This window comes from Citrobacter sp. RHB35-C17, assembly GCF_013816795.1.
Lineage (GTDB): Bacteria > Pseudomonadota > Gammaproteobacteria > Enterobacterales > Enterobacteriaceae > Citrobacter_A > Citrobacter_A amalonaticus.
This window is the reverse complement of sequence record NZ_CP057150.1, coordinates 2,811,437-2,833,122: the sequence shown is the minus strand read 5'-3', so window position 1 is coordinate 2,833,122 and position 21,686 is coordinate 2,811,437. Positions and strand designations below refer to the sequence as shown.

The 21,686-nt window shown below is 55.4% G+C and carries 26 protein-coding genes; 5 read left to right on the top strand and 21 right to left on the bottom strand.

The genetic code is table 11. The features are described 5' to 3' along the window. Positions 1–74 precede the first annotated feature (74 nt). The 4 genes from dacD to HVZ37_RS13525 all read left to right on the top strand — a co-directional run bounded on the left by dacD (position 75) and on the right by HVZ37_RS13525 (position 3,522). Entirely contained in the window at positions 75–1,247 is a 1,173-nt protein-coding gene (gene dacD / locus HVZ37_RS13540; RefSeq protein WP_181627591.1) for a serine-type D-Ala-D-Ala carboxypeptidase DacD, read from the top strand. A gap of 121 nt (positions 1,248–1,368) precedes the next feature. Beyond that, positions 1,369–1,842, top strand: a complete 474-nt coding sequence (gene sbmC, locus HVZ37_RS13535) for a DNA gyrase inhibitor SbmC (protein WP_044327339.1) — start codon at positions 1,369–1,371, stop codon at positions 1,840–1,842. Positions 1,843–1,967: 125 nt separating this feature from the next. After that, positions 1,968–3,026: an FUSC family protein gene (locus HVZ37_RS13530; RefSeq protein ID WP_043000222.1), complete on the top strand. Its 1,059-nt coding sequence runs from the start codon at positions 1,968–1,970 to the stop codon at positions 3,024–3,026. A 160-nt stretch (positions 3,027–3,186) separates the two neighbouring features. Next, the gene (locus HVZ37_RS13525; protein ID WP_042318175.1) at positions 3,187–3,522 is read left to right on the top strand and encodes a DUF496 family protein; all 336 of its coding nucleotides are present in this window, start codon (positions 3,187–3,189) and stop codon (positions 3,520–3,522) included. A 35-nt stretch (positions 3,523–3,557) separates the two neighbouring features. Here HVZ37_RS13525 and HVZ37_RS13520 read toward each other — a convergent pair whose 3' ends face one another. The 21 genes from HVZ37_RS13520 to pduA form a co-directional block, all read right to left on the bottom strand. Then, complete coding sequence (locus tag HVZ37_RS13520; RefSeq protein WP_061069948.1) at positions 3,558–4,424, bottom strand: L-threonine kinase; 867 nt, start codon at positions 4,422–4,424, stop codon at positions 3,558–3,560. A gap of 91 nt (positions 4,425–4,515) precedes the next feature. Beyond that, positions 4,516–5,730: an acetate/propionate family kinase gene (locus tag HVZ37_RS13515; protein ID WP_181627590.1), complete on the bottom strand. Its 1,215-nt coding sequence runs from the start codon at positions 5,728–5,730 to the stop codon at positions 4,516–4,518. Next, the gene (gene pduV / locus HVZ37_RS13510) at positions 5,715–6,167 is read right to left on the bottom strand and encodes a EutP/PduV family microcompartment system protein (RefSeq protein WP_044257562.1); all 453 of its coding nucleotides are present in this window, start codon (positions 6,165–6,167) and stop codon (positions 5,715–5,717) included. Before pduV ends, HVZ37_RS13515 begins: the two co-directional genes overlap by 16 nt. A 4-nt stretch (positions 6,168–6,171) precedes the next feature. Beyond that, positions 6,172–6,522 carry a propanediol utilization microcompartment protein PduU gene (pduU, locus tag HVZ37_RS13505; protein WP_042318179.1) on the bottom strand — a complete coding sequence of 117 codons (351 nt, stop codon included), beginning with the start codon at positions 6,520–6,522 and terminating at the stop codon, positions 6,172–6,174. After that, positions 6,522–7,076, bottom strand: coding sequence for a propanediol utilization microcompartment protein PduT (gene pduT / locus HVZ37_RS13500; RefSeq protein ID WP_043000226.1), 555 nt, complete (start codon positions 7,074–7,076; stop codon positions 6,522–6,524). Before pduT ends, pduU begins: the two co-directional genes overlap by 1 nt. Before the next feature lie 2 nt (positions 7,077–7,078). Continuing rightward, the gene (locus HVZ37_RS13495) at positions 7,079–8,434 is read right to left on the bottom strand and encodes a 4Fe-4S dicluster domain-containing protein (protein ID WP_044267056.1); all 1,356 of its coding nucleotides are present in this window, start codon (positions 8,432–8,434) and stop codon (positions 7,079–7,081) included. Further along, positions 8,431–9,543, bottom strand: a complete 1,113-nt coding sequence (locus HVZ37_RS13490) for a 1-propanol dehydrogenase PduQ (RefSeq protein ID WP_181627589.1) — start codon at positions 9,541–9,543, stop codon at positions 8,431–8,433. The genes HVZ37_RS13495 and HVZ37_RS13490 overlap by 4 nt, the downstream gene beginning before the upstream one ends. 10 nt (positions 9,544–9,553) lie before the next feature. Then, entirely contained in the window at positions 9,554–10,939 is a 1,386-nt protein-coding gene (pduP, locus tag HVZ37_RS13485; RefSeq protein WP_043000229.1) for a CoA-acylating propionaldehyde dehydrogenase PduP, read from the bottom strand. Beyond that, the gene (pduO, locus tag HVZ37_RS13480) at positions 10,936–11,943 is read right to left on the bottom strand and encodes a two-domain cob(I)yrinic acid a,c-diamide adenosyltransferase PduO (RefSeq protein ID WP_058588250.1); all 1,008 of its coding nucleotides are present in this window, start codon (positions 11,941–11,943) and stop codon (positions 10,936–10,938) included. Before pduO ends, pduP begins: the two co-directional genes overlap by 4 nt. A gap of 9 nt (positions 11,944–11,952) precedes the next feature. Next, a complete protein-coding gene (pduN, locus tag HVZ37_RS13475; protein ID WP_104446685.1) occupies positions 11,953–12,228 on the bottom strand; it encodes a propanediol utilization microcompartment protein PduN in 276 nt (91 codons plus the stop codon). A gap of 3 nt (positions 12,229–12,231) precedes the next feature. Next, on the bottom strand, positions 12,232–12,723 hold the full coding sequence (gene pduM / locus HVZ37_RS13470) for a microcompartment protein PduM (RefSeq protein WP_044257566.1): 492 nt from the start codon (positions 12,721–12,723) through the stop codon (positions 12,232–12,234). Further along, the gene (locus HVZ37_RS13465; RefSeq protein ID WP_043000232.1) at positions 12,720–13,352 is read right to left on the bottom strand and encodes a phosphate propanoyltransferase; all 633 of its coding nucleotides are present in this window, start codon (positions 13,350–13,352) and stop codon (positions 12,720–12,722) included. Before HVZ37_RS13465 ends, pduM begins: the two co-directional genes overlap by 4 nt. Before the next feature lie 5 nt (positions 13,353–13,357). Continuing rightward, complete coding sequence (locus HVZ37_RS13460) at positions 13,358–13,849, bottom strand: BMC domain-containing protein (RefSeq protein ID WP_044257567.1); 492 nt, start codon at positions 13,847–13,849, stop codon at positions 13,358–13,360. Positions 13,850–13,872: 23 nt separating this feature from the next. Next, positions 13,873–14,148, bottom strand: a complete 276-nt coding sequence (pduJ, locus tag HVZ37_RS13455; protein ID WP_042318188.1) for a propanediol utilization microcompartment protein PduJ — start codon at positions 14,146–14,148, stop codon at positions 13,873–13,875. Positions 14,149–14,167: 19 nt separating this feature from the next. Then, positions 14,168–14,518 carry a glycerol dehydratase reactivase beta/small subunit family protein gene (locus tag HVZ37_RS13450; protein ID WP_043000234.1) on the bottom strand — a complete coding sequence of 117 codons (351 nt, stop codon included), beginning with the start codon at positions 14,516–14,518 and terminating at the stop codon, positions 14,168–14,170. Continuing rightward, positions 14,508–16,340 (bottom strand): diol dehydratase reactivase subunit alpha, encoded by a 1,833-nt coding sequence (locus tag HVZ37_RS13445; protein ID WP_043000235.1) that lies wholly within the window; start codon positions 16,338–16,340, stop codon positions 14,508–14,510. Before HVZ37_RS13445 ends, HVZ37_RS13450 begins: the two co-directional genes overlap by 11 nt. A 9-nt stretch (positions 16,341–16,349) precedes the next feature. Then, a complete protein-coding gene (gene pduE / locus HVZ37_RS13440) occupies positions 16,350–16,871 on the bottom strand; it encodes a propanediol dehydratase small subunit PduE (protein ID WP_043000236.1) in 522 nt (173 codons plus the stop codon). A 13-nt stretch (positions 16,872–16,884) separates the two neighbouring features. Beyond that, positions 16,885–17,553, bottom strand: a complete 669-nt coding sequence (pduD, locus tag HVZ37_RS13435; protein WP_043000237.1) for a propanediol dehydratase medium subunit PduD — start codon at positions 17,551–17,553, stop codon at positions 16,885–16,887. 10 nt (positions 17,554–17,563) lie between these two features. Beyond that, positions 17,564–19,228: a propanediol dehydratase large subunit PduC gene (gene pduC, locus HVZ37_RS13430; protein WP_042318193.1), complete on the bottom strand. Its 1,665-nt coding sequence runs from the start codon at positions 19,226–19,228 to the stop codon at positions 17,564–17,566. An 18-nt stretch (positions 19,229–19,246) separates the two neighbouring features. Continuing rightward, positions 19,247–20,059 carry a propanediol utilization microcompartment protein PduB gene (gene pduB / locus HVZ37_RS13425; RefSeq protein ID WP_043000238.1) on the bottom strand — a complete coding sequence of 271 codons (813 nt, stop codon included), beginning with the start codon at positions 20,057–20,059 and terminating at the stop codon, positions 19,247–19,249. Next, positions 20,056–20,340 carry a propanediol utilization microcompartment protein PduA gene (gene pduA / locus HVZ37_RS13420; RefSeq protein ID WP_012906330.1) on the bottom strand — a complete coding sequence of 95 codons (285 nt, stop codon included), beginning with the start codon at positions 20,338–20,340 and terminating at the stop codon, positions 20,056–20,058. Before pduA ends, pduB begins: the two co-directional genes overlap by 4 nt. 521 nt (positions 20,341–20,861) lie before the next feature. On the opposite strand from pduA, the gene pduF reads away from it, so the two are divergent. Continuing rightward, the gene (gene pduF / locus HVZ37_RS13415) at positions 20,862–21,671 is read left to right on the top strand and encodes a propanediol diffusion facilitator PduF (RefSeq protein ID WP_043000239.1); all 810 of its coding nucleotides are present in this window, start codon (positions 20,862–20,864) and stop codon (positions 21,669–21,671) included. The last annotated feature ends 15 nt before the right edge of the window (positions 21,672–21,686 follow it).

Sequence of the window (21,686 nt, the reverse complement as noted above, 5' to 3'; positions counted from 1 at the left end):
TTTCTTGCAATTATTCCCTGTTCGTTTATCAGAATTTCCGTAAAAAGGACGGCTCTTTTGAAACGTCTGAGGACATGCTGTTGAAACCCCGTCTGTTTATTACCGCTTCTTTACTCGCGATGCATCTCTCTTCTGCACTTGCTGCCGGTACGGCTGACTTTGCGCCACCGCCACCTGGCATTGAAGCCGATTCATGGGTGCTTATGGATTACACCACGGGGCAAATTCTCACGGCGGGTAATGAACATCAACAGCGCAATCCTGCCAGCCTGACCAAGCTGATGACCGGTTACGTGGTTGACCGCGCCATTGACAGCCAGCGCATTACCCCGGACGACATCGTCACCGTGGGACGCGACGCGTGGGCGAAGGACAACCCGGTGTTCGCCGGATCCTCATTGATGTTCCTCAAAGAAGGGGACCGGGTGTCCGTGCGCGATTTAAGCCGTGGGTTGATTGTTGATTCCGGTAACGACGCCTGCGTAGCGCTGGCAGATTACATCGCTGGTGGGCAACCGCAGTTTGTCGCGATGATGAACAATTACGTCAAGAAGCTCAATTTGCGGGACACCCATTTTGAGACGGTGCACGGACTGGATGCCCCTGGTCAGCACAGTTCAGCTTACGATATGGCGGTGTTGTCCCGGGCAATCATTCATGGTGAGCCGGCGTTTTATCACATGTACAGTGAGAAAAGCCTCACCTGGAACGGTATTACCCAGCAAAACCGTAACGGACTGCTGTGGGATAAAACCATGAACGTTGATGGCCTGAAAACCGGGCACACCTCAGGCGCGGGGTTCAATTTGATTGCTTCTGCGGTGGACGGTCAGCGCCGACTGATTGCCGTGGTGATGGGCGCGAATAGCCCAAAAGGGCGTGAGGAGCAGGCACGTAAACTGCTGCACTGGGGACAACAAAATTTCGACACGGTGCAAATCCTGCGCAGCGGTAAGCAGGTCGGAACAGAGCGTATCTGGTACGGTGATAAAGAGAAAATCGCGTTAGGTACCGAACACGATTTCTGGATGGCGCTGCCAAAGGCGGAAATGCCGCACATCAAAGCGAAGTACATCCTGGATAAGAAGGAACTGGAAGCGCCGCTTGCCGCCCATCAACGGGTCGGGGAAATCGAACTCTACGACCGCGACAAACTGGTCGCTCACTGGCCTCTGGTCACGCTGGAAGCCGTCGGTAAGGGAGGCGTCTTCTCCCGTCTGAGTGATTATTTCCATCACAAAGTCTGAATCGTACTGACAGAGACTGGCAGGAGTTCGGTTCCGCTCACATAATAACCACAAAGTGCTTGTGACGGCGGTTTAGTCTTCGTTATGCTGTATATAAATACAGTGTAACGATGGAGGCAACATGAATTACGAGATCAGAAACGCTGATAAGCGCACCGTTGCAGGTTTCCACCTGGTGGGACCGTGGGAGCAAACGGTGAAACAAGGCTTTGACCAGTTGATGATGTGGGTCGATGGCAAGCAGGTTGTGGCGCAGGAGTGGATCGCCGTTTACTTCGACAATCCGGATGAAGTGCCCGCCGAAAAACTGCGCTGTAGTACAGTCGTTTCCGTGCCTGCTGATTTTGTCATCCCGGAAAACAGCGAAGGCGTGACGCTCAGCGAAATCGACGGCGGTCAATATGCGACGGCAGTTGCACGCGTCGATAATAATGATTTTGCCACGCCGTGGTATCAGTTCTTCAATAGCCTGATGCAGGACAAGACATATGAAATGGCATGCAAACCCTGCTTTGAAGTCTATCTGAATAACGGTTGCGAAGACGGTTACTGGGATATCGAGATGTATATCGCGGTACAACCAGCCACGAAGTAAGTCTAAAACCAGGCGGACCGGCGCGGAGCGACTACGCTTAGCGAGATGTCCTGTCCGCCACAGTGAACTTCTGCGCGTAAAAACAGGTACAATCATTTTTTGCTTTTTCCTGATGGAGTGCATGAGTGCGTGCCGACAAGTCACTGAGTCCATTTGAAATCCGTCTGTATCGCCATTACCGCATTGTGCATGGTATTCGCATTGCACTGGCCTTCATCCTGACTTTTTTGCTTGTTCGTTTATTTAACATTCCGGAAGGGACATGGCCCTTGATTACGCTGGTGGTGATTATGGGGCCGATCTCGTTCTGGGGAAACGTGGTTCCCCGTGCCTGGGAGCGGATTGGTGGTACGATCCTCGGATCGGTGCTGGGTCTGGTGGCGCTGCGTCTTGAGCTATTCTCATTGCCACTGATGCTGCTCTGGTGTGCGGCAGCTATGTTCCTGTGTGGATGGCTCGCGTTAGGAAAAAAACCGTATCAGGCGCTCTTGATTGGCATCACGCTTGCTGTCGTCGTGGGTGCGCCCGCTGGCGATATGGAGACCGCACTCTGGCGCGGCGGCGATGTCATTCTGGGGGCGCTCCTCGCCATGCTGTTCACCGGAATCTGGCCGCAGCGCGCCTTCATTCACTGGCGCATCCAACTGGCGCACTGCGTGACGGCCTATAACCGGGTGTATCAGGCCGCGCTGTCGCCTAATCTGTTAGAACGTCCCCGTCTGGATAAACATCTGCAACAGCTATTAGGTGACGTGGTAAAAATGCGCGGACTTATTACGCCGGCGAGCAAAGAGACGCGTATCCAGAAATCTATTTTTGAAGCCATTCAGACCGTCAATCGTAATTTGGTTTGCATGCTCGAATTGCAGATCAATGCCCTGTGGGCGACCCGTGAAAGCCATTTCGTCATGCTCAATGCCCATACGCTGCGGGAAACGCAGCAAATGACCCAGCAGGCGCTGTTGACGATTGCCCATGCCTTGTTCGAAGGTAATCCGCAGCCGATTCTCGCCAACAGCGAAAAACTGAACGAGATCGTTAACGAATTGCGCACGCTGATCCGTCAGCACGATGAACATCATGTGGCTGAAACGCCGATTCATGGCTATGTCTGGCTAAGCCTGGAAACCGCCCGTCAACTGGAGCTGCTGTCGCATCTTATCTGTCGCGCACTGCGCAAATAAAAAGCAGGTAAGGGGAATGCTGCCCTGGCTGCTTCGATTCAGCAAGGAATAAGGGTATGATGGAAACCAGAATGAAGCCATTGTCATTTGCGGCTGCGAAAAGTAATGTTAGCCCTATCGTTTAAACGAATCCGACTCTCACATTATCAGGGGTGTAAAAATGGAAACTACCAAGCCATCTTTCCAGGACGTGCTGGAATTTGTCCGTCTGTTCCGTCGTAAAAACAAACTGCAGCGTGAAATCCAGGACGTTGAGAAAAAGATCCGTGACAACCAGAAACGTGTTCTGCTGCTGGACAACCTGAGCGATTACATCAAGCCGGGGATGAGTGTTGAAGCTATTCAGGGCATCATCGCCAGCATGAAAAGCGACTATGAAGATCGCGTTGATGACTACATCATCAAAAATGCAGAGATATCCAAAGAACGTCGCGACATCTCCAAAAAGCTGAAGGCGATGGGTGAAATGAAAAACGGCGACGCGAAAGCGGAGTAACGTTTTGCCAGCAGTGAGGATCCGTCAGGCGATCCTCACTGTCGTTTTACGCCACCGCTGACCATTCGCAATAAATGCTGTTCCGGCCAGTGCTCAGTCAGTCTGTTCCTTGCCAGTAACCACTTAACGTAATCAACATCGTGTCGCTGTCTGTCGAGCATCAGTCCGACGACGCTGCCGCTGTGCGCCACGTTCACGCCGTATAAACCACACTCTTCAACCAGCGACAATAGCGCGTCGAAATCCGGTTTTGGCAACAGCATCTGGCTGGCAATAGCGCTCAGCGTCGCCGCTTCTCCCATACGATAAGGATTTTGCTCCGCACAGGCTTCCTGTACTTTTTCCCATGCCCGCTTCAGCGCCGGTGCGCCCGCATGTAAACCTGCCTGCCGGGGAATGCGATGATAATCCGCGGTGCGTAAAGTTTGCGGACTCTCCAGTACGAGAAGATCCAGCGCCGGTTGAGCATCGCAGGGGATTTGCGTTGATGCGTCGTTGTGGTCAAACAGCGTCAGTTGCTGAAAAACGGTGCTGTCCGTCGGTTCCAGCGAGACGCATAGTTGCGCGAGGGTGGACTCATCCAGCTGATGGCCCAGATGCTGCGCGGTGGCGACAGCGGTTGCGGCAATATCCGCCGTACTGCTGGCCATGCCTTTGGCAATCGGGATAGTTGAATGGATCGAAACACGGATATCCTGACTCAGGTAGGCAGGGTAGTCCCAGTGTTCAAGAAGTCGGTTGACCATCGCCCGCGAAAGAGGGCGCTCATCCGCCAGAGGGGAACCGGTGCTGACCTCGACGGTGCTGTACCAGTCAACCGGGCAGGAGACCAGTTTCTCGCTGCCCATTATCCAGCCCTGAATAAGTTCACCGCACGACGCGGGGCACTGCGCAACAGCCACGTTATCACCTTTCTGATCTGCAATCCTCGGCGCATAGTGTCATGGCGATTGCGCTATTACCATGATTTGCCGCAATTTGCGCGGCGCGAACTCAGGCCGACACGGCGATACTTTCTGATTCTGCGAGAGCAATCCGCATCACATCCTGGGCTATCATCAGCTCTTCGTTGGTGTTGATGACCGCCACTTTAACCATGGCGTTTTCCGCCTGAATAAAGGTCGCATTCCGCTGATTCTTCTCTTCGTCTACGATCAGACCCAGGAAGTGCAGATTCTGGCAGATTGCCGCTCTGGCGCGCGCTGAGTTTTCCCCGATACCTCCGGTAAACACCAGCGCATCCAGACCACCCATTTGCATGATATAGCTGCCAATCGTGGCGCGAATACGCTCTGCAAACAGTGACAGGGCGAGCGCGGCGCGGGGATTTCCGCCGTCAGCAGCCTGCTCAACGTCACGATAATCATGCGAGACGCCTGAAACGCCAAGCAGCCCGGATTCATTGTTCAACAGGTGGTTAAGTTGCTGTGGCGTTTTGCCTTCACGTTGCGCAACCCATGGCAAGATGGACGGGTCGATATCCCCGCTGCGGGTACCCATCATCACGCCGGACTGTGGGGTGAAGCCCATCGAAGTATTAACCGACTTACCGCCTTTAATCGCGCAAATACTGCTGCCATTGCCCAGATGGCAACACACGACGCGCAGCGCGCTAAGCGGGACGCCAAGTTTTTCGGCGAGCGTCGCGCTGACGTACTTATGGCTGGTCCCATGAAAACCGTAGCGACGGATACCAAACTCTGCGTAATACCGCCACGGAAGCGGATAGATATAGGCTGGCTCTTCCAGCGTTTGATGAAACGCGGTATCAAACACGGCAACCGAAGGCACGTCGGGCAGCAACTGGCGAAACACGTTGATGCCGAGCAGGTTAACCGGGTTGTGCAAGGGCGCCAGTTCGGCAAGGCGTTCAATTTCCGCCAGTGATTCATCGGTCACGCGCGCAGAATCTTTAAACGATTCCCCGCCATGCGCTACACGATGGCCGACCCCCTCGATGTCCTGCAGGCTGGTAATAATGCCGTGGCTAATCAGCATTTCGAGAAGCAGGGTCACCGCCTCGCGATGATCGGCAACCGGGGTGGTTTGCTGCCATTTTTGATCCTGCGCTTTCAGGGTGATCCGGGCATCCGGCAGGCCGATACGTTCAATCAGCCCCTGACACAGCAAATCACCCTGCGGCATGTCCAGTAACTGAAATTTAAGGGACGAGCTGCCCGCGTTGATCGCCATTATTTTGTGAGACATGAAGATTCCTTTTGGTTCAGAAAGGCAAACAGTTCATCGAGTCCGGAATGGTTGACGGCGCTGGTCACGAACACACGTTCTGCGCCAGCCTGTTCCAGCCAACCTGTGACCTGCGCAATTTTCTGCGGGTCCGCTAAATCTGATTTGGTCACAACGCCGAACGCCGGTCTGTTCATTGGTGCCGTAAAACCGGGGGAAAAAGGTGACCACTGTGCATCGCTGTTGAGCACGAGCGCAATGACATCCGCCTCGCAGGCACTCGCCAGCAGCGCGCTGTAAAGACAGCGGTTTTCCAGATATTCGCCAGGCGTGTCGATGGTTTCGGCAGACCAGACAATCGCCTGCGTTTTCTGATATGCGAGAGCCTCGCCGCGCAGACACTGCGTCAGCGAGGTCTTACCGCACTGGCTGGGGCCAATTAACATCATGCGCTGCATCACGCTATGTCCGCGTGATGGAACAGGTTGTAAAGCGCATCATTTCGCCGAGCGTGCGCGTAACCTGTTTGAGGGCGTATTCCACCGCCGAGACGTCGCCGGTTAACACCACCGCACCCGTGAAGCGGTCAAGAAAGCCGATCTCGACTGCGCCGGATTTCGTCGCGATATCGCAGGCAATAATGGATGCTTCACTTGGCGTGATGGTGAGAATGCCAATCGCCGAGACGCTGTCCTGCAACCCCAGCTTCTTGAACAGGTCTTTGCCGGGATTCGCAATCAGATGCGCCAGCGTGACCTGTTTGCCTGGTACGTACTCCTGGATCATGCGATCCGTGGTCGGTTGCCTTTCCATCATCCCTCCACCATCTGACGCCACATCGCTTCGTGCGGGCGAGGGATCACTGAACGATAAACCAGCAGGCCTTTTTCACCCGCGCTCTCACTGGCAACCGCGACCGCGTTGTTGACATCGGAGACATCACCCGCGACCACCATGTAGCATTTACCTCCGATACCGAACGCCATATGAACGCGCACGAGCGTAACGTTGGACGCCTTCACCGCCCGGTCAGCCGCGCTGATACAGGCTGCTACGCTCCAGGTTTCAACAATCCCCACCGCCTGACGTTTGTCCACGCTGTTCAGTCCGCTAATCGCGGGAAGCACGCTGGCATGAATATTGGGTAACACCAGACTGTCGACCAACATCTCGCCAGCGAGCGCATTTCCGGTCTCGATCGCCTGTTGTACTGCGCCGACGTCGCCGCCCAGCATGAGCAAAAACTTACCCGGACAAATGGTTTTGCTGACCAGCAGATCCACATTGGCGCTTTTCAGCATGGCATCGCCTGCTTCCATCCCTTTGGCAATGCTGGTGAGTTCTAAAATACCTATGGCCTGAGACATGGTTAACCTCTTACAACGATGATGGCCTGATCTGTTACCTCACAGACAATGCCGTCAATACTGGCGTGAACAGGCGCGCCGAGCGCACCTTGCGGAATTTCAGCGACGCACTGACCACGCGCGACACGCTCGCCTTTCTGAACGCAGGGCACCGCGCTGGCGCCGATGTGCTGGCGCAACAGCAGCGTCGTTCTCTCAACAACGGGCTCGCTGTCGATTAATGGCGCTTCCCGATACCACGGTGTCAGCCCCAGTTTGGCGATGAGTCGTTTTACCGGCACCAGACGGTATTTCGCCATCTCATCGGCCGGGTTGAGCGGCCCCTCGTAGCGCTGATTCTGTGCACGTAGCTCGCGCTTCAGCATCCGGTTAATCCGCATAGGTGAAATACCTACCGGGCAGGCCACACTTTCACAGACGTTACATTCAGAACAGGTGAGGGCGCTGAGCAACAGCTGTGGCGTGGCGGCCTGATGGAAATTAACTGCGCGCACCAGCAGATGCGGAGAGAGCTCGTGACCGATGAGATGCCTCGGGCAGAGATCGGTACACAGGCGACACTGTTCACAGACTGTTCTCGCCACCGACAGTACGGTGCGCTCATCCTGCATACGTCGCTGAATCAGTGGATGTGTTTTCGGCAAAACCAGCAGTCCGCCGGTGGTTTTCGTGACCGGCGCGTCCAGTGACGTCACCAGGCTTCCCATCATCGGTCCGCCGTTGATAAACCCGGGATCGTCGATGGTCGCGCCGCCAGCCATCTCCAGCACGTCGCGTAAGGACATACCGATGGGGACGGTCACGGTCTGTGGACGAGCAACAGCGCCGTTGATAGTGAGCGTGCGGCGCGTCACCGGATAGTGCTGTTCGACCGCGCGGGCGATATTCAGTACGGTTTGTACGTTATTGACCACCACGCCCACGCTGACCGGCAGCGCAGCGGGGGGAACGCGGCGACCCGTCGCCATCCAGATGGTCAGTACTTCATCGCCTGCCGGATAAACATCAGGCAGAATGTGCAGTCTGATCGCCGGAGGTAAAAGCGGCGTCAGGGCGGTAATCGCTGGCTGGTACTTCTCTTTCAGGGCGATGATCCCTTCGCAGGCGCCGGTGGCCTTCATTGCATACTGTACGCCGCGAATCAGACGCGCTGCCTGCTGCGCCATGAGTTGCTGATCGACTTTCAGCATCGGCTCGCATTCGGCTGCATTGACGAGGAAAATTTCCACCTGAGCCTGGAGTTTGACATACGTCGGAAAACCGGCACCACCAGCCCCCACAATGCCTGCCGCACGAACGCGTTCAACGAGCGTCGGCGCATCCAGGACGTCTGGTTTATCATTCAGGGCGGTATTCATAACAATTCCTCAAGCAGTTCCTGAATGGCCCCGACATCCGCCGCTCTGGGGTTGGTTTTCAGCGTCACGTCTGCCAGCGCGGCTTGAACCATTGCCGGAATGCGCGTTGACCAGTTCTGTTTTTGTTCTTTAAGCGCCACGGCAAGGGTTGGGATAGCACACGCTTTTTTCAGTTGCTCGATGTGCTGCACCAGCGCGTTCACGCTCGCCGTTTCATTGGCGCTGTCAGCACATAAATGACAGGCCTTCGCGAACCGGGCGTAACGTTTAGCCGCTCGCGGATCGTGCGTGTTGAAGCGGATCACCGACGCCAGCAGCAGGGCATTCGCCAGACCGTGTGGCAAATGGAACTGACCGCCTAACTGGTGGGCGATGGCGTGGTTCAGTCCCAGTCCTGCCTGGCTGAAGGCCATCCCTGCCAGCGTAGAGGCGTTGTGCATTTTGCCGCGTGTAGCGAGGCAGTCGCCTTTACGAACCGCGACAGGCAGATACTGAAAGACTATCTGAGCGGCTTTTTCCGCGAGTGCGTCGGTAAAGTCACTGGCGCGCGTGGACACATAGGCTTCCAGCGCGTGCGTCAACACATCCATTCCGGTATTGGCGGTAATGGTGGGTGGGACGCTGACGACCAGCATCGGATCAAGGATCGCCATGTCCGGGTAGAGCGCGTTATTGAACAGCGGATATTTAATGCCTTTCTCCGGATCGCTTATCACGCAGGCGCTGGTCACTTCCGATCCGGTTCCGCTGGTGGTTGGGATCGCCACACAGGTTTCAATATCAATATCAAATTGACGACTGAACCAGACAATGGCTTTCGCAGCATCCAGCGCGGAGCCGCCGCCGAAACCAATCACCACGTCGGGGCGCAGGGACTGCATTTGTGCAATCCCCTGAACGACGGTTCCGATAGTGGGGTCGGGCGTAATCTCACTGAAGACGCTGATCCGGTTATCTGCCGGTATCGCCTCGCGAAGCGTATCAATCAGCGGCGAACGGGCGAGAAAACCATCGCAGATAATCCAGATGTGCTTGTTCGTAAAGCGGCCAAGCACTTTCAGGCTTCCAGGGCCGCTGTACAAACGGGTTTGTAGTGAAAAAGTATTCATCACAACCTCATTAGCGGATTGAGAAACCGTTAGTCAGCACACAGCGACGGGAGCGGGCAAACGTGCGTGCCGATGTTGTCCCTTCACCCGTCGGCGTGGCGATGGTGAAGGTGGTAAACCCTTCGCCGCCGACGCCAATCCCCGCATAGGAGGGGCCGTTTTTAACGAAAATGGAGGTCTGCAGCGTTCGCGCCGCAAGGTTCAGGCGAGAGACATTCTGCGAATGCATAATGGCGGTGTGGTGTAATCCTTCTTCCACTTTCAGCGCCAGCGACAACGCGGCGTCAAAATCTTTCACCTTCACCACGGGCAGCATCGGCATTAACTGCTCGCTGGTTACCCAACTGTCGTCGGCGCTGACGACGCCAATCAGCAGGCGCGGCGCTTTTGCCGGGAGCGGAATACCGGCGGCTTCAAGCATAGCGCAAGGGCTTTTACCCACCAGTTTTTTATTGGCTACCCCCTCTGGCAGACAGGTTGCACGCAGCTTCTCTGTCTCGGCTGGACTCAACAACAGCGCGCCGAAACTTTGCATCTGCTGAATCAGTTGTTCAGCGACGGATTCCACCACTATCAGGCTTTTTTCCGCGATGCACGGCAGGTTGTAGTCAAACGACGCGCCGTTGATAATATCTTCCGCCGCTTTCACCAGATCGGCCGTCTCATCGACGATGCAAGGAGGATTCCCCGCGCCTGCACCAATCACTTTTTTTCCGCTCTTCATACCCATTGCCACAATGCCCGGACCGCCGGTAATCGCCAGCACGGCAATTTTCGGGTGCGCCATCATCTGCTGGGTGGCTTCAAACGTCGGTTCGGCAACGGTCACCACCAGATTGCGAATGCCGCAGCGACGAAACGCAATATCTTCAATCATGGCGATAAGTTTCAGTGACACGGCCTTCGCACCCGGATGCGGGCTGAAATAGACGCTGTTGCCCGCCGCCAGCATGCTGATGCTGTTGTTAATAATGGTTTCTGTCGGGTTAGTGCTGGGCGCAACGGAACCAATCACGCCGAACGGCGAATACTCAAACAGCACCATGCCGCCGTCGCCGGTGAGTGCCGTGGTGGTCAAATCTTCAATACCCGGCGTATTGTCCAGCGCCGCTTTGTTTTTGAGTAATTTGTCCTCTTTGTTACCCATTCCGGTTTCTGCAGCGCTCTCTGCCGCCAGCGTAGCCAGTTGTGGCGCCAGCTCTTCCCGGATAGCGCTAATAATGGCGCTGCGCGTTTTTAATGGTGATTGCTGATAACGCAAGAACGCCTGGTGGGCAGCATCGACAGCTTCACCAACAGACTGAAAGATGCCGTTCCCTTTGATTTCAGTTTTTGCGGGAGCCAGTTGCTCGCTCAAAATAGTGCGGATGAGGGTTTCCAGTTCGGTCGTATTCATTGATGTGTTCTCACGTTTATTGCCGCAATGGCAGCCTGTGCAATGTCCATGTCCTGTTCAACGCTTCCACCGCTGATACCAAGACCCCCAATAAGCAATCCATCACGCCATAGCGCGTAGCCGCCACCAAAAGTGACGACTTTTCCCTGCATATGACTTTCCAGCCCGTATAGCGGCGCGCCGGGCTGAACTACTGACGCAAGTTCGTGCGTCGCGGTTTTCATCGCCACCGCAGTCCAGGCTTTTTTCGGCGCCAGTTCACTGCTGACCAGCAGGGCATCCGGCATCCGCCAGGTGACGGCTTCGGTGCCGTTAGCATCAACAATGCTGATGACCACCGGGACGTTTAAGACTTGCGCCCGCTCGACGGCGGCGCGTGTTAACTGGTGAAGATCGCCAAAGGAAAGCGACATCGTAGATTCCTTTTTGACAGGGGCGTGACCCGCTGCCAGATAGCGCTTCGTCACTTCCCGGATAATGGTGTCCTGATGGGCGTCGTGATCTTCCGCGCGCGCCAGTGCATACAAGCAGTCTGACAGGCGGTTGATATAGCGCATCAGCACATGCCTGACGGTGACCTCGGCCGCGAGTTCCACCAGACGGCGTTCGGCCCGGCGCGCCAGAGTGCGGGCAAAATGCAGGCGGCTTGCGGCTTCGCAACGGCCAGGCAAAATGAAACTGTGCAAGGGGGCAACGCGTCCCATCGCGGTGTCGATAGCCGCTTCCAGTGCGGCAATTTCCTCAGAGCTGATATAGCGCTGATCCGCAGACGGCTGCTCGCTTTCGCTGGCAAGTTCAGCGCTGAACCAGAAAATTTGTAGCTGAATGGCCTCCAGCAGCGCGCGATGCTGCGCGCTATGGGTGGCGCAGACGCACAGGCTCAGCGCGGCGTTAAGCTCATCGAGCGTGCCATACGCTTCCACGCGGGGGTGCGTTTTACTGACGCGCTGTCCGGTAAAGAGCGCGGTTGTGCCTGCATCACCTGTGCGGGTATAAATCGCCATAACTCCCCCTTACCGAGAAAGCGTGTCGACAATGCCGACAACGGCCAGATCGATGGCCTCATTCGGCCCGGAAAAAACATGTCTGGCGCTGGAGCCACTACTCAGGAGCACCAGTTCGCCAACGCCAGCGCCGACGGAGTCAACGGCGACTTCATCACCTGCCGTTGGGGTCGCCGGCAATTCACCGTCGGCACTCACGCGGCGTACCAGCAGAAGTTTTTTTCCGACCAACGAGGGCGATTTTTGCGTGGATACCACCGCGCCTGTAACACGTGCCAGATGCATGGTTCACTCCTGCTTCATCAATTGGATGTGGCGCGAGCTCGCGGTCTCGCGAGCCAGCGCGGTAACAACACATTTGCGATGCAGCACCAGCAACCCTGCAGGTAACGGGGCAACATCGGCATAACTTAACAGTCGGGTGGGGTGCAGCATGATAGGCTGCCCCTGTTCGTCACAGAGAATCAGCGGCAGTCGGGCCAGTTTTTTTACCGGCACGGCGGGCAGTAACCGACGTTGCACTGAGAGTTGCACCCGCAGGCCCAATGCCAGCGCCTCATGGATCATGACGGCAGCGGCATGTGACGAATCGTTGTTGGCGATCTGCTCCAGCAGGGGCAGATCGACCTGTAAAATATGCACAGAGGCATACTGAGAAAACAGGGCGCGGGACGGTGTTTCCCGCAGTTGCGCGACGCTCAGCGTGACGGTGCTTTGCGCACGACGTTGCAGGCGGGAGACCACCTCCTCGACGATTCGCTGCAACAGATCGCCGTTCATCGCTCAGTCACCAGTGTGACGAAAGCATTGGGATCATCTGCCCCGGCGGCATTGGCCTCGTCCGTATCAATATGCATCTCCAGACGCATGTCGGGGGAAACGCGTACCGCAACGTTATCGAAGATCAGCCGACGATCGGTGCCCTCAATGGCGACACTGACGCTATCGCCGTGAGCAACGCGCAGGATCAGCGCATCCAGCGGCGACATATGAATGTGGCGCTGGGCGACGATCACCCCGGAGGTGAGTTCGAGTTCGCCAAAGGGACTCACGAGGCGAATACCCGGCGTACCTTTGAGATTTCCGGACATCCGCAACGGCGCGGCGATGCCCAGCGTTCTGGCATCCGTGCGCGAAATCTCCACCTGGCTGGTGCTACGCAGCGGCCCCAGCAGGCGGACATTTTTCAGTTGACCTTTTGGTCCCACTAACGTGACGGTTTGCTCAGCCGCATACTGTCCCGGTTGCAGAAGCCCTTTTTTCTCACTAATAGGATGTCCCGGAAATAGACGGGCATAATCCTCAGCGTTAAGGTGGATATGACGGTTGGAAACGCCCAGTGGAATGGGGCGATCCCGTAATTCATTCAGCACTTTGCTGACCGTCGTTTCCAGAAGTTGCTTATCCATTACGCTTAACCTCGTTTACCTGAATGCAGGCAGAGCGACCGGGGTTCGCCTTTCTGGCGCTTACAGGCCGGGTCCAGACACAAATTGCAGCTGATGATCCCGTCTTCAGGCGCCGCTTCCGGTGCTGACTCTTCTACAACGACTTCAGTTTCAGGTTCTTCGATGGGGGCTGGCACGGATTCCGGTGCAGACACCGTTGCGGGTGCAGGCACAGGTGCCGGAGTGGCAGCCATCGCGCGAGAAAGAATGCCCTCGCCAGGTCTGGCGATCACTTTATGCGCGACCAGGCCATCTTGCTGTTCAGCGAGATGAGCACCGGTGATAATGGCAGACTGTACTGATGCCACATCACCGGTGATCTTGATCACCGTCCAGCCTGAACCGTTGGTTTTTTCAAGGCCAACCAGCGTGATGGAAGCCGCTTTCGCCATGGCATCTGCGCAACAGATGGCTAATGCCAGACCACTAACTTCGAGTAATCCCAGTGATTGCTTCACGCTGTGCTCCTTTTCGATAATGCTCAGGCCGATTTCGGTAAAATAGCCTCAACGTCGCTGTGCGGACGCGGGATAACGTGGCTGGATTTCACCTCACCCACGACGCTTGCTGCCGCGCAGCCTGCATCAACGGCGGCTTTAACGGCGCCGACGTCACCGCGAACCATGACGGTCACCAGGCCGGAGCCGATTTTTTCGTAACCGACCAGTTGCACGTTGGCGGATTTCACCATGGCATCTGCGGCTTCAATCGCGCCGACCAACCCTTTTGTTTCAACCAGACCCAGTGCGTTATTCATACTGCAATTCTCCTGTGGATTAAGCATTGAGATCCCGGAAGGGGATCCCTTTGACTAACCTTGCCGCGTTGTTTCCAGTACTTCGCCGGTCAAGGCTGTTTTGGCGATACGTCAGCGTAAAAAGCGGCGCTGAAGTGGGTAAATTCTTGTAGTGCACGACCAGGGTTTCTTCATTGCAGGCGATGCCGACCAGCAGCGGAGACTGGCGGGCCGCCTGCCATGCGCTCTGAACGACTTCTCCCGCCGCCTGGTTTTGGATCACAAACGGAATGCCTTCTTCTTCAATGCCGAGCAGCACCTCTTTCCAGACTGAAAGGCAGTCGCCGATGGTCGAAATCACAATGGCAGGCGTGGTGACGCTACTGTCCATGGGCAAACTCCTTATGCCAGGAGAGGATGAGCCCCGTCGCAACCGCGTTTCGCGGGCCTTCGGTGCCGCGAATGTTTCCGCGTCCGGCCACCAGGCGATAATGCGCCAGGGCGTCCGTCACCAGTTGCGGCACTTCAAAGTCCAGCGAGGAGCCACCGACCAGAACGACAAACGGAATATCGCGGATATTGCCCGTCGGGCTAACCTGTCGCAGTGCGCGCAGGGCGTTGGTGACAAACACGCGCTCTTTGGCGCTGCGGCGAATGGCGCGAACTTTCTCCAGCGCGAGATCGCCGGGCAGGGGCACCAGTTCATCCGGCTTGACCACACAGACGCGGGCAAACACCGCAGGGGGAAGTGGCGTCGGGAAGAATTGAACGCTACCGTCTTCGTGGCGCAGATGGAAAAGGCTTTCGACTTTGGCTAACGGATACTTTTTGATCTCTTCCGCCAGATAGCGGTCATCAAGTCCCAGCTCCCGGGCGATGATCATGGTAACCATGTCGCCAGCCCCGGCGAGGTGGGTGGCGATAATTTCGCCTTTGGGATTGATAATGGAGGCGTCGGTCGAGCCCGCGCCTAAGTCCAGAATCGCCAGCGGACGCGTGGTACCTGGCGTGGTGAGCGCGCCCAGAATTGCCGCTTCGGCTTCTGCACCGCCAACCTGTACATCCACGTTCAGCTTTTCTTTGATTTCGCTGGCGATCATTGCCATCTGCAGACGGTCTGATTTCACCATCGAGGCGATACCGACAGCCTGCTCAAGAGAAAACTCACCGGCCAGTCCACCGGTGACACTGACCGGAACGGAGGTATCTACGGCCAGTAAATCCTGGATAAAAATTTCGTTGCTTGGCTTATTGGTCAGTTCAGCCATTGTCTGGCGAACGTGTTCCAGCATACCGCCAATATTGGTGCCCGCTTCACCGGTAACGTTGTCCAGTTTCGGGCATTCGCCAACTGCTTTCATAATGGCATCGGCGCCTGCCGCGACATCAACGCGTAGCGTGCGCCCTTGGGACTGCAGTTCAATGTTTCCGGCAGGAATGGCACGTGCTTTAACATCGCCTGACGGGGTTTTCACCACCACGGCGGAACGGTTGCCAATCAGCGCTCGCGCCATCGGGACAATGTTTTTGGTCTCGTCCGCATTGAGATTAAACACCGTCGCGATGCCATAAGGATTTGACAGCGTTTCGATGACTTTACCGGGCACGGCGACCTCAATGGCGGCCAGCATTCCGAGCGGGATACGGTCGATGTACAGCACTTCGTCAACGATGGGCAGGGGTTTTTCCAGTCGGTTACTGACCAGAACGCCATCGTCCTGTTGCAAAATGACACCGGTTAACTGGTAACCGGCACGGACAGAGGCGTTAATCATGGTGGCGACATCAGCGAAATCGAAAGCAGATGACACCACCAGAATTAACGGGGTATCCGCCGGTCGGGTGAGTAACTCTTCCGGCGTGATAGTGATCCCCACCCCCAGACCGACGCCGCCCGGTGTTTTCGGGTTATGACCGATCATGGTGGATTCGGTGATGATGGTTTCCGTGATGGTTTCCATCGCGACATCACCAATCACCGGGGTGGCTTCGTTGATACGGATAAGCGAGATATCGCTGACATTGATGCCTGCACGGTTAGCCGCAAGCGTAAGCGCCTCCTGAATCCCAAACACATTACGCAATGTGCCTTTTATCCCGGTGGTTTCTGCCAGCGCGCTACCGGTAATGGTGAGCGCGCCAGTGTCATCCAACGTCGCCAGCGCGACTTCTGTGGATGAGTTGCCGATATCAATGCCAGCTATATATCTCATGACCTTTCCTTAGTCGTCGCCTTTCAGCTTCTTACGCTCGACGTACAACACCGCCGCTTCACGAACAAACGCGGCGCAGATTTTGGCCTGATAGCGGTTTTCAAGATCGTCCGCGATCGCGAGCAGTTCTTCTTTCGTTGAACGATAAGGACGCAGGGCGTTATAGATCTCGAGAATGCGATCGTCCGGCACCGCCGTCAGTTCTGCGGCGCGCTCAAAGTTCATCGCCAGGCGGTCACGTCCGGCATCTTTGGCAATAGCCGCCTGAATGCGCAGCGTTTCCGGTGTGATACGCATATCCTGTGCGGTCACTTTGTTGCTCAGAACGTTTTCGAGGGTGAACTCATCCAGCGTTTTGTTGGTGGCCGTTTTAACCCACTCAGGGTGCTTACTGGCGAGCGGATAGTCAGTCACTTTGGCGGTCTGGGTCGTAGTGCCCGAAGCTGCTGCCGGGGCAGATGTGTCGCCCTGCAGGCTGTTCATGCGGCTCAACACATCCCGAACCATCGATTCAATTGCATCGGTATTCATAAAGGGATCCTTATTAAAGCGCCACGCGCAGTTCCTGCGGGTTTTTGCCCGTCACGACGTACTTCGTCTCTTTAATGTGCAAGATGGCGGATTTAGCCTGATATTTCGGGCGCGCCATCTGGTCGTTCAGCGTCGGGACCGGCTGCGGTGATTCACGCTTGGCATAACGCGCGGCGTTTTTACCAATCTGGCGATAGGTTTCCAGCGTCAGCAGCGGAGCCTGCGGGAACAGCTCCAGGTTGGACAGCGGCGGCAGTCCCTGTTGATGGATGACCGTCGTGCCTTTTGACTGGATGCCGATAGAGATGCCGGAACCACTCAGACGGTTACCCTCAACGGCAACGAAGGCCACGTCGGATGATTTAAAGCAGCGAATCACACGCGCTTTAATACCTTCCTCTTCAATCCCGGCAATCACTTCGCGCAGAATGTTTTTATGCGGTAGACCGACGATGTTAACGGTCTGAGAGAGACCAAACGCCGGGCCGACCGCAATAATCACTTCGTCCTGTTGCGTGCCCTGTTTCGCCTCGCCAATTTCCGTCAGGAAACTGTCACCGGCCGGTGCAGCAGGCGCGGTTGACGTTCCCGGTGCACGAAATGAGACGGGCTTATCGCTGGTCTGCATTTCGGACAGCACGTCTTCGATAATCTGGCGCAGCAATTTTTCATTAATTTCCATTGTTCACCCCTTAGCCAAGCTCGTTGGGATCAAGTGCGCCAGGGATGTTTTTAATTTCTTCCCAGCGTTCGCCTTGCAGGCGATAACCTGTTGCCGGACCGGCATAATCGTTGACGTCATTGACGGCAGAGAGCACTTGTCCATCGCCGACGATGATGGCGGAGGTATGCAGATAGTCCCCGGTTAACTTGGCCTTCTGGATGTTGAGCATGTCCTGCGCGACATCGGTAAAGCCGCCCTGAGCCAGTGCTTTCACCACTTCCAGACCGTTGCGGTTCTTATTGATGATTTCCTGCGCAAACTTGATGTCCTCAACGATGTTACGTTCAGGCATATCTTTCGAACCGTGGGCGTAGGTTGCGGCTTCAACTTCTTCATCCGTAATGGGCGGCAGCCCCATGCCAGCGAAAACCGCCTGCAGAGCGCGCGCTGCTTTGTTACGAATGGCGATAACGTCTTCTTCACGTACCGGACGCAGACCACCGTCCACTTTCAGGTCGCGCTGGATAACGTTGTAGTCATCAAAGTCTTCCGCATCTTCGTTGGAGCCCGCGAACATGTTGTCGTAGTTCGGCACGGCGGAATAACCGGAAGAGATAAAGTCTGTCCCCGGCAGGAACTGCATCAGCAGACGCGCGGTACGACGCATATCGGAGTGGGTAAAGGTCTGGTCGTTACTGGAGGCGCATTCCAGATCCAGCGAGGAACAGATCAGGTTTTCTGCCAGTACCGCACGAATTCCTGATGGCACTGCGGACGGAACGCCGATGCAGCTTACGGAGCCGTTTTGCAGACCCTGTACGCCTGCCGCTTTGGTGATGTAAATGCAGCGCGCTTCGAGATAAAGCATGGATTTGCCCTCGGCATAACCCATCTGTACTTCAGAACCTGAACCGGAAGTGAAGCGCATTTTCAACCCGCGCGAAGCGTAAGAAGAGGCGAGGAAACCTTTTGACCACGGCGTGTCGTCGCCGTCAGTAAAGACCGGTTCGGTACCGTAGACGGAAATGGTTTCGGCGTAGCAGGTGTGTCCCAGCATACCGAGCTTCAGTTCGGTTGCCTCTTCCAGTGAACACTGGGTTAACACGCCGGGGCGGCCCACCTGGGAACCGACGAGCAGCGCAATGGCGTTGAACGGAGCATAACGCGCCACGGCTACTGTGGTCTCTTGCTCGTCAAATCCGCGCCATGCGCCTTCTGCGGCGTCGGCCGCAATCTGTACCGGGTTATCTTTGACGTTGGTGACGTGCGCCTGTTGGGATGGCGTGCGACGCGCGCGCATCTTTTGCATCGCCATCATCATCTCAACCACGTTCATGTGCGAAACCACTTCGACAATTTTTGCCGGGGTCATCGCCGTGGTCAGTGGCACAATGTCGCGACGTTTTACGTTAGGATCGCACAGCATGTTAGCGAGTTTAACGGAGTCCATCGCCATCACTTCTTCTGCGCGCGCCAGGTTGATGCCGTAACGGGCAATGAAGTGGTCAATCAGGTCAAACTGGCTGACCGATTTGCCATCGAGTTCGGTGACGGCGCCGTTAACGATTTTAATCGACGGCTTGGGATCGTTCGGGCTTTCCATCGCAATGAAGCCTTCTTCGATCCACTCCTTAACGAATCCGTCCTGATTGACAGGGCGTTTCGCCAGTGCTTCAAATCTTTTCGATCTCATGAATGAGCCTCACGGAGTTCAGATATAGGACGGGCGATCGTTTTTCGGTTCAGCACCGAGGGTCGCAAGAACGGTTTTACCTATTTCTCGCGCTGAGATAACCGCCTGACGCACTGCGCCAGAATCGCCGGAGATCACCAGGATCGCTTCGTTACTGAAGCTGGTGCCATGTGCCGGAGAGCTGTAGGCCACAACTTCAACGTTCGCGGCTTTCAGGGCGGTATCTGCCATTAACACGCCGACGGAAGCCGGAGCACCCACAATCACGCCGCAGGCACGGCCAACCGGCGCACCAAACGCTTTTTCCAGCGCGTAACTGGCGCGAGCGGTGTACTGCAGTTCGATGTGTCCGGCTTCGTTGCCATACACATCACCAAAGGTGCGATCGAGTTCTTTCAGCGCCACTTCAATTCCGCGCTTAACGTCGGAAACGTCGTTACCGCCGATAATGATGAGAGAACCGTGACCCGCGCCGCCTTTGGTATCGCGAGGGAGTTCAATGCTTACCACTTCGGTATTGGTGGCTTTGACCGCTTCGTCTGCCGCCATAATGTGCGGACCCGCGCCGGTACGCGCGCCCAGGATGCCAATGGAGCGATAGCGCTTCTCAAGCTTCATTGCTTCCAACAGGGCACTGTCTACGTTTGCAATCACCAGACCTACGGTGTCGCCAATCGCGGTGCCAACAAATTCCGTTAAACTGCAGCTCTTCTCTGCCATAGCCGTCTCTCGTTTTGGATGGGTTTTATCAGGGATACCCGCTTGATCAGGCGTTGCCACACGGGCAATGACCTGCGCCATGATCTGTTCAACCAGTTCATTGCTGCTCATGGGTTAATTCCCTTCGGTAAGATTTTTTCAACATCGGTATGAGGGCGTGGAATCACGTGTACGGCTTTCACTTCTCCCACGTTGCGCGCAGCAGCAGCGCCAGCATCGGTCGCCGCTTTTACGGCACCGACATCACCGCGGACGATGACGGTTACCAGCCCTGAGCCAATTTTTTCGTAGCCGACCAACATGACATTGGCTGACTTCACCATTGCATCTGCGGCCTCTATGGCTGCAGTTAAGCCTTTGGTTTCTACCATTCCTAATGCTTCTTGTTGCATAAAGACCTCGCCTGGGTTGTCCCGATATTCATGACTATAAAAAGAAGCGAGGAAAAAGAATGGCTGACTTGAAAGTCTGGGTGAAAAATTAGTGGGCTGTGAATGTGACAAACTTGCTATGTTTTATTTTATCTATTTGTTTTTATTGTTTTTGTTATTTTTTATTAATGTGATATTTTAGCTTTTTATATTCCATATTTACATTTTAGAGGGTGACAAGGTTAATTTAATTTGCTATGCGGAAAATCCAATTTGTGACGTTGATTGGAAAAGGAAAATCTTCAAATAACCAATTTTTGCTATCACGAATCGTCCTGGTTAATTACATTCAGGCACTCTACACGCTGCCTTTGAATAAATAGATGGCAAGAAATTGCTATAACAACACGATTTTTCCAGGTCTGAGAATGCGCAGTTTGCCAACAATTTTCAGCGGCCTCTTCCTATAGTAGTGCCGTTGTACTCTACGACCAGCAAGGGTCCGCTGGTAAGGACACGAACGCTTCTAAGAAGGTGTCACAATGAATGATTCACTGAAAGCGCAATGCATTGCCGAGTTTTTGGGTACCGGATTGTTTTTGTTTTTTGGTATCGGCTGCCTTAGCGCACTGAAAGTCGCAGGCGCCAGTCTGGGTCTCTGGGAAATTTGTATTATTTGGGGTCTGGGTATTTCGCTTGCGGTTTATCTGACGGCGGGAATTTCCGGAGCGCATCTGAACCCGGCCATCACAGTCGCACTCTGGCTGTTTGCCTGCTTCCCGGGACGCAAAGTTCTGCCTTACATCATCGCGCAGGTCGCGGGAGCGTTTGGCGGTGCGGTGCTGGCTTATCTGCTTTACGGCAATTTATTCACCGAGTATGAAACTGCCCACAACATGGTTCGCGGCAGTGTCGATAGCCTCTATCTGGCCAGTATTTTCAGTACCTATCCGGCGGCTGCGCTAAGCGTGTGGCAGGCGGCAGGGGTCGAAATCGTCATCACCTCAATCCTGATGGGGCTGATTATGGCGCTGACCGACGATGGTAACGGTGTGCCTAAAGGGGCACTGGCGCCACTGCTGATCGGTATTCTGGTGGCGGTAATTGGTGCATCCACAGGCCCATTAACCGGCTTTGCCATGAACCCGGCGCGTGATTTTGGTCCTAAGCTGTTCGCCTGGATGGCAGGTTGGGGAGATATTGCGATGACTGGTGGACGCGATATTCCGTACTTTATTGTGCCGATTATTGCGCCATTGATTGGTGCGTGTGCGGGCGCGGCTATCTATAAGTACCTTATCGGTAAAAATTTGCCCTGTAATACGTGTAAAATCGAAGAGACGGACGCGTAATTTTGGCTGGCGTGG

Coding starts and splice junctions, on each gene's coding strand:
- dacD (WP_181627591.1), top strand. CDS start 75: ATGCTGTTGAAACCCCGTCTGTTTATTACCGCTTCTTTACTCGCGATG.
- sbmC (WP_044327339.1), top strand. CDS start 1,369: ATGAATTACGAGATCAGAAACGCTGATAAGCGCACCGTTGCAGGTTTC.
- HVZ37_RS13525 (WP_042318175.1), top strand. CDS start 3,187: ATGGAAACTACCAAGCCATCTTTCCAGGACGTGCTGGAATTTGTCCGT.
- HVZ37_RS13515 (WP_181627590.1), bottom strand. CDS start 5,730: ATGTCTCACAAAATAATGGCGATCAACGCGGGCAGCTCGTCCCTTAAA.
- pduV (WP_044257562.1), bottom strand. CDS start 6,167: ATGCAGCGCATGATGTTAATTGGCCCCAGCCAGTGCGGTAAGACCTCG.
- pduU (WP_042318179.1), bottom strand. CDS start 6,522: ATGGAAAGGCAACCGACCACGGATCGCATGATCCAGGAGTACGTACCA.
- pduT (WP_043000226.1), bottom strand. CDS start 7,076: ATGTCTCAGGCCATAGGTATTTTAGAACTCACCAGCATTGCCAAAGGG.
- HVZ37_RS13495 (WP_044267056.1), bottom strand. CDS start 8,434: ATGAATACCGCCCTGAATGATAAACCAGACGTCCTGGATGCGCCGACG.
- HVZ37_RS13490 (WP_181627589.1), bottom strand. CDS start 9,543: ATGAATACTTTTTCACTACAAACCCGTTTGTACAGCGGCCCTGGAAGC.
- pduP (WP_043000229.1), bottom strand. CDS start 10,939: ATGAATACGACCGAACTGGAAACCCTCATCCGCACTATTTTGAGCGAG.
- pduO (WP_058588250.1), bottom strand. CDS start 11,943: ATGGCGATTTATACCCGCACAGGTGATGCAGGCACAACCGCGCTCTTT.
- pduN (WP_104446685.1), bottom strand. CDS start 12,228: ATGCATCTGGCACGTGTTACAGGCGCGGTGGTATCCACGCAAAAATCG.
- pduM (WP_044257566.1), bottom strand. CDS start 12,723: ATGAACGGCGATCTGTTGCAGCGAATCGTCGAGGAGGTGGTCTCCCGC.
- HVZ37_RS13465 (WP_043000232.1), bottom strand. CDS start 13,352: ATGGATAAGCAACTTCTGGAAACGACGGTCAGCAAAGTGCTGAATGAA.
- pduJ (WP_042318188.1), bottom strand. CDS start 14,148: ATGAATAACGCACTGGGTCTGGTTGAAACAAAAGGGTTGGTCGGCGCG.
- HVZ37_RS13450 (WP_043000234.1), bottom strand. CDS start 14,518: ATGGACAGTAGCGTCACCACGCCTGCCATTGTGATTTCGACCATCGGC.
- HVZ37_RS13445 (WP_043000235.1), bottom strand. CDS start 16,340: ATGAGATATATAGCTGGCATTGATATCGGCAACTCATCCACAGAAGTC.
- pduE (WP_043000236.1), bottom strand. CDS start 16,871: ATGAATACCGATGCAATTGAATCGATGGTTCGGGATGTGTTGAGCCGC.
- pduD (WP_043000237.1), bottom strand. CDS start 17,553: ATGGAAATTAATGAAAAATTGCTGCGCCAGATTATCGAAGACGTGCTG.
- pduC (WP_042318193.1), bottom strand. CDS start 19,228: ATGAGATCGAAAAGATTTGAAGCACTGGCGAAACGCCCTGTCAATCAG.
- pduB (WP_043000238.1), bottom strand. CDS start 20,059: ATGAGCAGCAATGAACTGGTTGAACAGATCATGGCGCAGGTCATTGCC.
- pduA (WP_012906330.1), bottom strand. CDS start 20,340: ATGCAACAAGAAGCATTAGGAATGGTAGAAACCAAAGGCTTAACTGCA.
- pduF (WP_043000239.1), top strand. CDS start 20,862: ATGAATGATTCACTGAAAGCGCAATGCATTGCCGAGTTTTTGGGTACC.